The 8,510-nt window shown below is 46.3% G+C and carries 4 protein-coding genes and 1 pseudogene; 2 read left to right on the forward strand and 3 right to left on the reverse strand.

The window, feature by feature from the left end:
- Positions 1–795: DUF1254 domain-containing protein (locus tag DXZ20_RS16260; RefSeq protein WP_163703512.1), on the reverse strand; the 795-nt coding region annotated here is incomplete at its 3' end.
- A gap of 1,278 nt (positions 796–2,073) precedes the next feature.
- Between DXZ20_RS16260 and DXZ20_RS16265 the strand changes: the two genes are divergently transcribed.
- Entirely contained in the window at positions 2,074–6,222 is a 4,149-nt protein-coding gene (locus tag DXZ20_RS16265) for a LamG domain-containing protein (RefSeq protein WP_163699286.1), read from the forward strand.
- A 505-nt stretch (positions 6,223–6,727) separates the two neighbouring features.
- On the opposite strand, the gene DXZ20_RS16270 is transcribed toward DXZ20_RS16265, so the two are convergent.
- On the reverse strand, positions 6,728–6,949 hold the full coding sequence (locus tag DXZ20_RS16270; RefSeq protein ID WP_163699288.1) for a type II toxin-antitoxin system VapC family toxin: 222 nt from the start codon (positions 6,947–6,949) through the stop codon (positions 6,728–6,730).
- Between the two features lie 96 nt (positions 6,950–7,045).
- Here DXZ20_RS16270 and DXZ20_RS16275 point away from each other — a divergent pair, with 96 nt between their 5' ends.
- Positions 7,046–7,951, forward strand: coding sequence for an IS256 family transposase (locus DXZ20_RS16275; protein WP_284681680.1), 906 nt, complete (start codon positions 7,046–7,048; stop codon positions 7,949–7,951).
- Between the two features lie 99 nt (positions 7,952–8,050).
- Here DXZ20_RS16275 and DXZ20_RS16280 read toward each other — a convergent pair.
- A pseudogene (locus tag DXZ20_RS16280) lies at positions 8,051–8,510 on the reverse strand (recombinase family protein); the annotation flags it as partial.

Here is an 8,510-nt window from a genome sequence, read left to right on the forward strand (position 1 = left end):
CTCGATGGCCTGTTTCAATTCCTCAGAGAGTTTTGTCGGGTTAAAGGTTAGACCAGGTCCGATGTTGAGCTTAGCGAAGCGCGCCATCAATTCTGTTTCCGATGCATGTGTTGAACAAAACGTCGTCAGCAGGAAGTTCAACAGGCTAAATATTCTGGGTGACGTTTCGCCTTCGTCCAGTCTTACGGGTCTTGGGTATTTCACCGCTGGCATTTCCGCCGGTGACTCCGTCTTTGTAAACTTACTCAGCGGCTGCACCTCATAACCGTTCTTAATGATGTCTGCGACATTCTCTAAGTCATCTGAGTCGAAAAGCTGGGTGCGGTACAAAGCTAGGGCAAGACTGGTTTCGCTACGGATAACGGCAGTGATTCCAGCCGGTATCTCCCCCGTCCAGTCAGGACCCGCCAGCAAGTACTTGCCTCCGCCATTGCCTGTCGTTCGAGTACCAACGTATTCGAAATTGTGAGTGTAAGCATCAATGAGTTGGATAGAGTAGTATCGTTTAGGGTCTATAGTTGGGACCGTCAACACTAAAGGTTCCGCCCGAAGATCTGCGCCAACCACACAGTAAGGTGTATCCGCGTTCGGTGTCTGAATTGTTTTGTCCGCTGGCGTAAACAGTCGTGCTTCGCCAAGCAATTGATTCAAGGGTCCCTTGTATTCGGCATTATTGGGCCAAAGAAAGTAGGCAAAAAGAATCCGATAACTGTCCACCATTGGATAGGCGTAAATAAACGCATCTTTCGTGATCAATCGGGCTTCTTGTGGAGTCAGTGTAGACGAACCAATCATTCTAAATTCTCCTTTATGTAGTATTCAATGAACATAGAAAACTGATGGTGAAGCTGAATGGCAACCAGTAAGTCTATGATTCATATCCAATATATGAAAATCGCCCACGTCTGCGAAGTGTCAGACGTAATACAGAGCGAGGAAGATTTTCATGCACCAACAATGACTTTTTGCATAAGTGCCAAAGGTTTATATCTGTTGATTGTCGGAACTTTTGATCTGGAATATCGAGTTCAGTTGAGATACCAACAACAGACACAGGTTCTCTTACTGAGTGTAGATACCAGGGACTGTGACACTGGTGCCCCTTCTCCCGCTGGGAGAAGGGGCTGGGGGATGAGGGCTGCTTTTATAGAGCTAGAGCGTTAGGAAGTTATTTGATGCTCATTTCTTAGCTGTATGCCCAACGGCTAGCTGTTTTTTGGCTAACGTCTCGGTTCACTAATCAGTTCGCTTGTCTGACAAAAAATTTACGAACTCCTCTAAGACGATCTGCGGTGCCTCCAATTGTGACAGATGACCCACATTATCCAAGGTCTTGAACGAAGCATAGTGGATGCGAGAATAAAGTGCTTTACAGCTGGCTTGCTTTTAGATCAATTTAACTATTTTTGGCGTTGCTGATCCTCGGGATGATTTTATCTGGAAGATTCTGCAAAATTACATCACTACTCGATCGATTCATACTCTAAATCAGCAACGGCATATTTTTCATCCAAATTGCCCCCTCATTCGTATTGATAGTCAAATAGTCAAATATTGATTGATATGAGGAGGTTCACGTTGGATGTCAAGGCTTGGTGTATAGAGCGCTTGCTTTGTTTAACTATTATTCGTATCCATAACTGACAATCAATTGTGTTCGTATCCCACGTATGGGATTGCCATTGAAAAGCAATTGGTTGTCTATTTTTGTGCTCTACCTAAAAAAGAATAGTTGAAACAACACTTATGACCCTCTAACAAAGGCGTTTAAGTGTGTCAATATCCCCTTGAAACTTTGTTTTTAGTCTGCTTAGAAAGAAAGATCTACCGATTAAACCCTTCTCACTCTAGATTCTAAATTTTTTTGCTCATGGTTTCTGGAATCCAAACAACATAAATGGAAGTAACCTTCTGCGTGGCTCTTTAAGGACCTAAATACCTCTAAAGAGTGCACCAATTTATGTAAGCCAAACTCAATTTCAAGCCTGAGAGTTTTCTTCGGGGAAGACGCTGGTTTTGATGTGGTCAAGGTTCAAATTTTTATAGCTCACACCAATTCACAACAGAAATACCATGACAGTTCGACCTAAATACCACTGGCAGTTTAATGAGAGACAAGGAACAACAACCGTAGATACCGTAAACAGTGTTCAATCACGCCTTTTTAAGGCTGCATTCAAGGGACATGGCCGCATTGGCAATGCCATTCATTTACTCAGCAAAGACTCCCATGTCAATTTGGGTAAAGAGGTGGGTCAATTTGGCACCAGCAACTTTACCGTGGCGTTTGGCATGAGGAATATCAGTACCCATGGCGATAATGAATTAGACATTATCGGTGACCAGGTGATGCAGGGGCACGGTAATTTTTTCTCTGTGCGGCTATCTGATAGAAGAATATTTTTCCACGTCGATGAAAATAGTAAGGCCAAGCATTATGTGAAAGTTGCAACTAAGCGCCTATCGATGATGCCCAATAGAACCTGGTTTCATGTAGCCGTTGTTAGACAAGGACGCACCATCAAGATCTACATTGATGGGGTACTCGCAGCGGAAGCCGAATCAAAAACAGGTGTGGCCAACATTAACAACAACGTCGATGTGAAGCTGGGTCATTCCAGACGAGGGACTCCAAACGCCCAATACGAAGACCTGCGCATCTACTACACAGCTCTCAGCGATGCCGAGATTCAAGCCCTGGTTCCACCTGCAAATCCACCACTGCGCGACGGTGAAATTGAACTGGTGGGTGCCGATAACGCCGCCGTTATCCTTACTCAAAATGTTGAGGATCTATCCCGTTTTTCCAGTAGCTTTAAGCAGCTGCGGGTGGGTCACAATACCGGCGTTACCCTATATCAGCAAAATAATTTTAGGGGAACAGCGCAAAAGTGCTATGCAGACCTGCCGGATATCCGGCTCTCACGACTGGAGAACTTTCCTAAATCAATCCGGATTTGGCCAGCTATCGAAGAGCCGTTTACTGGCAAGTGGGTGATCAAAGCGCCCAAAGGTCAGTTCTTGAGCCTGGCTAAATCTGTCCTGACCACATCGCCCCGAAGGTCATTCCACGAGCTGTTTAGATTCCACTACAATCTACAGCGAAATCAGCTTCAGCTCATTCCTGGCTCCGATCAAGAAAGCACCTTGTTGAAGGTATCTCCTGGGGAGGACCCCACCCATCTGTTTGTTGATGATTTAGAGCATCTCAAAGATGAGTTCTCGATTATCAATCAGGCCAATAACCAATGGTTAGCACTCGTTGAAGACAACACATTCGACTGGACCGGGCAAAAGGAAGACCGTGCCATTTTCATCCGTGTGGCCAAAATGGCAGACAATGAAGGCCAGGTGGGAGAACTAGCACCGGGAGAAGTAGCCCTATATAAGCATAGAGCCTACTATGGGAGAACCTGGATCCTGTCTGATAGTGACAAATATACTTCAGGTAAGTATACACACCTGAAAGACTTTCACGATTTAAATGATCAAACATCATCCATTCGATTAGGTCCAGATACGGGGGTGACAGTATTTAAAAACCTCGACCATCAGGCCGCTGACGATAAACGGGAAGAAGAGATTGAAGATATCGTCGAAAACGTTCCACGCTTGAGTGATAGGCAGATCGGTAATGATACGATTTCCTCGATTCAAATCTTTAGAACGATTGCCCCTGAAGATGTTTTTACCTCTTATACAACCAAACTGAGCCAAGACTATCGCATGGTGGGGGATAACCTAGAAGAGTTTTCGTCCTATCGTACGACTCTGAGGTTTGACCCCGGCGCTGGTGAGATCGAGATTGCAGCAACTGATCTGACCCAAATCGAAGTTGACGGCACCACCTATGACATCGATGAAGAGCGCTCGGTCAGCCTCAGCCCCAATCAGCTAAATCAGATTATGATCACCTCCGAGGCCGATGGCCTCAACACCCCAGGTCTGAAGATTCGCACCAGCGACATGGCCTCCAATGAGCGGGTGGTGATTTTCCCCAACCGAGAGGCCCATAAGCAAATCGCTGAACTAGAGGATGGCGCACTGTGGAATGCCAAAGATGCTAAAGGCAACTTCATTGTGGATCGCAAGGCCCATAGCAAAGCAGAGGTCGCCAGCGCCCAAAACACCATCAAACGGGTAATGGCCACCGTGAACTATGGTGAGGATACCCCTACAGGGAAAAACCGGGTTCAGTCAGCCAATCGGGCTGTCTCTGGCACGACTATCGACAAGCCATGGGAGCTGACCCTAGGCGCTACAGGAAGCGCTAAACCTGCTCGACCGGGTGATGGTCGACGATCGGTGATTGCCAAACCTCTGATCGCAGAAAGACAGGTTAGCTCGGATGAATGGCAAAAACTGCTTACCCAAGCCGCACCCGCTGAAGAAGAGGATAGTCCAGAGGCTAACGGTCCAGTTACCCTGGGTACTGCCAGGGTCTTCTCTGCCAGAAGGTTTGGCCGCCGCCTTGGCAGAAAATTTAAAAAGGCAATCAAAAAAGCCACATCGGTTGTCATTGGCAAGGTTAAAGACGTTGTGCATGTGGTTGTCAAAACCATTGAGGCTGGAGTTGAAAAGGTCATTGACTTTGTGGTGGACACCGTTGAAAAGGTAGCTGACTTTGTTGAAGGGGTGGTAGAAACGGTGGTGAAGTCCATTAAACAGTTCATCGAGTTTCTACAGTTCTTGTTTAACTGGGACGATATTCTAGACACTCATCGCCTGCTGGTCAAAACGATCAACTCTGCTTTGGATTCTGCCAGTGGGTTGGTTGCTTCTGCTAAAGGTCATGTATCAGCCTTTGTGGACGATTTACAAGAAGGCTTAAATAAAGGAGCCGATGACTTAATTCGAGCCTTGGGTGTTGAGCCTGATGAGGTGGATAAAGGGTCTAGTTTTGACTTACCCGAAGCGGCTGAGTGGTTGCTCAATAAAATCTTAGGCGGTTCAAAACGTTCAGACAGTAAAACCACCCCCGAGGAAGACTTGGCAGAGAAAGATCGGACCGCCTTATCGGCGATGCAGCAGGCTTTTGAAAGCTTTCTAGAAGCGCTTAAAACGGCTGTGAATATCAAGCTTGAAATGTTTGACGGACTGATTGGCACCGTTGAAACCATCATTGCCAATCCGAACCGACCAGAATTGGCCCTGGCCACTGTCATCGACACCTTTAGAGATGTGGGTATCGGGACCTTAGACTTGGGCGAAGATATCATCTTCATCTTCCTTGATATTGTTGTAGCGGCGATTGAGCTGTTCCAGGATTTGCTGAATGCGGAAATTCGGATTCCTCTCGTTTCTGCTCTGTTTAAGATGCTAGGTGCGGGTAAGCTGACTATCCTCAATCTCACCAGTCTATTGGTATCTATTCCGGCTACGGTAATGACAAAACTGATGTTTGGGAAGGTTTCCCTAGGGGATGTTCCAGAGCCTGAGTTTTCCACAAAACAGATAGTAGCGTCCGATCAACAGCTTCTTTCTGTTCAGTCAAATGAGGATGGGATTGATATCGAGAACACTATACTCAAGATGCAGGCTTTTGGTGGGATTGCGATCGCAGCCGATGTCGTCAATGCTTTCATCAGCACAAAGATGGATTTAATCCCCGAAGGCGGTGAAGAAGGTCCGATTTTCTTCGAGTATATGAGTCTCTTTTTAAGTGGCGTTAGCTGGTTGGGAAGTTTCCCCAGCTCTAAAGTAGAACCCGGTGGTTACCCTTACGCCATCGGACAAAAGAAACACAACGTTAGCAAGTCCAAGAAAGAAGAGGAGGAAATGTACTGGGAACGCGTTCTGTGGGGATGGAGAACGGCGATGTTGGGCATAGATATTGTCTATGTAATTGGCGCTATAGGTGCTCAGGCCTCTGGGATCGATAAGGATAAGTTTCCAAGACAGAGACTCAGACGAGCCACTAGACTTCTTGATAAAACAGCACCGATAATAGAACTTTCCACCGTGCTCGCTTGGGTTGAACTCGGGTTAGCTGGCAAATATTTGTCCACTGTCAAAGAAGACAAAAAGCGTACAATTGCCAATGAAGTGCTAGGGATGCTACCGGGTTCGTTTGCCTTTCTGCGAGCTATTAAGAGTCCTAAGTTTGAGTTTGCAGCCTTGTCTGCTATGTTTATCATAAATCTTGTTTCGGGTGTTTCTACAACAATCTTCAATATACAGTTCCTGCAAAATGATGTAGCTGAGTTAAAGCAACAGTTGTAAGTGAACGGGAGAAGAACTGGCACAACCTCTGACCAATAATTAGAGAACCACTGACAAGATTACATGCCAAAGCGCTGGCACCAGGACGACCATGATAACTCTAAGCAGAGAATGATTGGTCAGTACAGGTTCTGGCGCTTTGGTTATATTTTCAAGCTTTCCCACAAACTTTATTAACCCCAGGCGTCGAATATGATAGCAGTCTCAAACACTGGACAAAGCGGTAAAACCCTGAATTACCCAGTCAGTATGAAATTTATCTGATGTTACTAGTGGCTGAAAAGATAAGCTCTTTCCGAAATCTCGTCGCTGGCGCTTCCATATTCTCACTTTGTGCTTTCCTGCGGCTAGGCAGATGCAAGATCCGGTGTTAGCTTTCTTGCAGAATTCTTAATGGCTTTGAGATTCGAAGTGAGGGACAACGGCGAAGTTCAACGGCGTTAGTAACTTTAGCCTTTTATCAATTGCTAACACTCCGCTGTTGCAACGCAGTGTTAACTGGCGTTTATTCAGTTTTAGTTGCTTCCTCAAGTACTTGCTGGGGATGCACAATCGAAATGCCTGGAACCCTTGAAAAATCATCTGGGTTCAGCGTTAGGATGTGACCAATATCAGAAGTCAGCATTACAGCCATAATACGGACATCATGAGTCCGTTTACCTTTGATTTGGTTATCAGTAACAAGAGCGAACCAACTTGGGAAAATCTGAGAGGTTTCATCTGCCATGGGAAAACGGTTCAACAGTTGCTCAATAACATCATGGGAACTGTACGGAATTTTGTGTAAGCGATCTATCATCCCTATACATCAGGAGATCGCCCCATGGCCCGTCAGAAAAAAGAACCGAATCGCGTCGATGAACTGTTAGACGAATTACTGGAAGACTGCAGCACGCCCGACGATATTTTGGGTGAGTCGGGTCTGATGAAGCAAATCAAAAAGCGTCTGGTCGAACGCGCATTGGCCGGTGAACTCAATCATCATCTTCAATCCAGTCCGGACGATGGGCAGCCCAAAAACAGCCGCAATGGCAGCTCCAAGAAAACGGTGCAATCCGACGATGGCGAACTGGAACTCTCAATTCCGAGAGACCGCAACAGCAGCTTTGAGCCGATACTAGTTCCCAAACATCAGCGCCGCCTAGCGGGTCTCGATGAAAAGATACTGGCCCTGTATGCCCGAGGAATGAGCACTCGTGATATCAGCGCCCAACTCAAGGAATTGTATGGCGGGGCTACGATTTCAGCGTCTGTGATTAGCGAGGTCATCGATACCGTTAGCGAGGATGTCAAAGCCTGGCAGGTTCGCCCACTCGACGAGATTTATCCCATTGTCTATCTCGATGCCCTGTACGTGAATATCAAAGTATCGGGCCGTGTGAGCAAGCGAGCCGTCTATGTGGTCCTGGGCATTGACCGAGAGGGGGAGAAACAACTCCTCGGTCTGTGGATCGGTGAAGCCGAAACCGAAGGGGCTAAATTCTGGTTGAAAGTCCTCACCGACCTTAAAAACAGGGGATTGAAGGATATTCTGATTGCCTGTTGTGATGGCCTTAAAGGATTTCCACAAGCTATCGAAGCGGTCTATCCCCAAACTCAAGTGCAGTTATGCATTGTCCACTTGATGCGAAACTGTATGCGCTATGTCCCCTGGACAAGCTCCAGCCTCAATGCCCTGATAAGAGCCATTTGGTTTAGATTGAGTCCAACGAAGTTTGTTCATATCTAAGTGCTGTTCCATCGTTTTCCTTGGGTAGTTGATTGATTCGTGTGAATAGCGTTTTAATTGTCTATAGTAAGTGAGGCCTTTGGTCTGATTTCAGCGATTCTAACGCCTAGCCTTTAACAATAATTTCTGTCGCAACTCTTTAAGACGGCTAATATCTTCTGCTGTAGCATCGATAATCCATCGTTTGGTTCCTTGTTCTTGTCGTCCGTCTACCCAGCCTTTCCGCAGCCAATCATAAAGGGTTACGCTCGGCATGTTGAGGACTTGGGCCAGTTCAGATAGCCACCACTGGTCTGACGGTAGTGACGGCTTAACCGGAGTTGCCCGACTAGACTTGGATATCCCTAAATGACGTATCAGTGATTGAATGCTTCGAGTGCTAAATTTTGCTTTCCGCTTTGGGGGGTAAAATCCTTCTTGGTTAATATATTCAGCAACTTTAGCGGCTTTGTACCCTTTCAACGACAATACCTTTATTCGTTCACAAAGCTGGGGATAATAGCTCAGGTCACTCAACTTACCGACAGGTCGCAACAGGACAGAATGAGTCATATAACCA

The sequence above is a fragment of the Adonisia turfae CCMR0081 genome (assembly GCF_011009555.1).
GTDB classification, from domain to species: Bacteria; Cyanobacteriota; Cyanobacteriia; order Phormidesmidales; family Phormidesmidaceae; genus Leptothoe; species Leptothoe turfae.

What these genes read in the sequence shown, in the direction of transcription:
- DXZ20_RS16265 (WP_163699286.1), top strand. Translation starts at nt 2,074, where the DNA reads ATGACAGTTCGACCTAAATACCACTGGCAGTTTAATGAGAGACAAGGA.
- DXZ20_RS16270 (WP_163699288.1), bottom strand. Translation starts at nt 6,949, where the DNA reads ATGGCAGATGAAACCTCTCAGATTTTCCCAAGTTGGTTCGCTCTTGTT.
- DXZ20_RS16275 (WP_284681680.1), top strand. Translation starts at nt 7,046, where the DNA reads ATGGCCCGTCAGAAAAAAGAACCGAATCGCGTCGATGAACTGTTAGAC.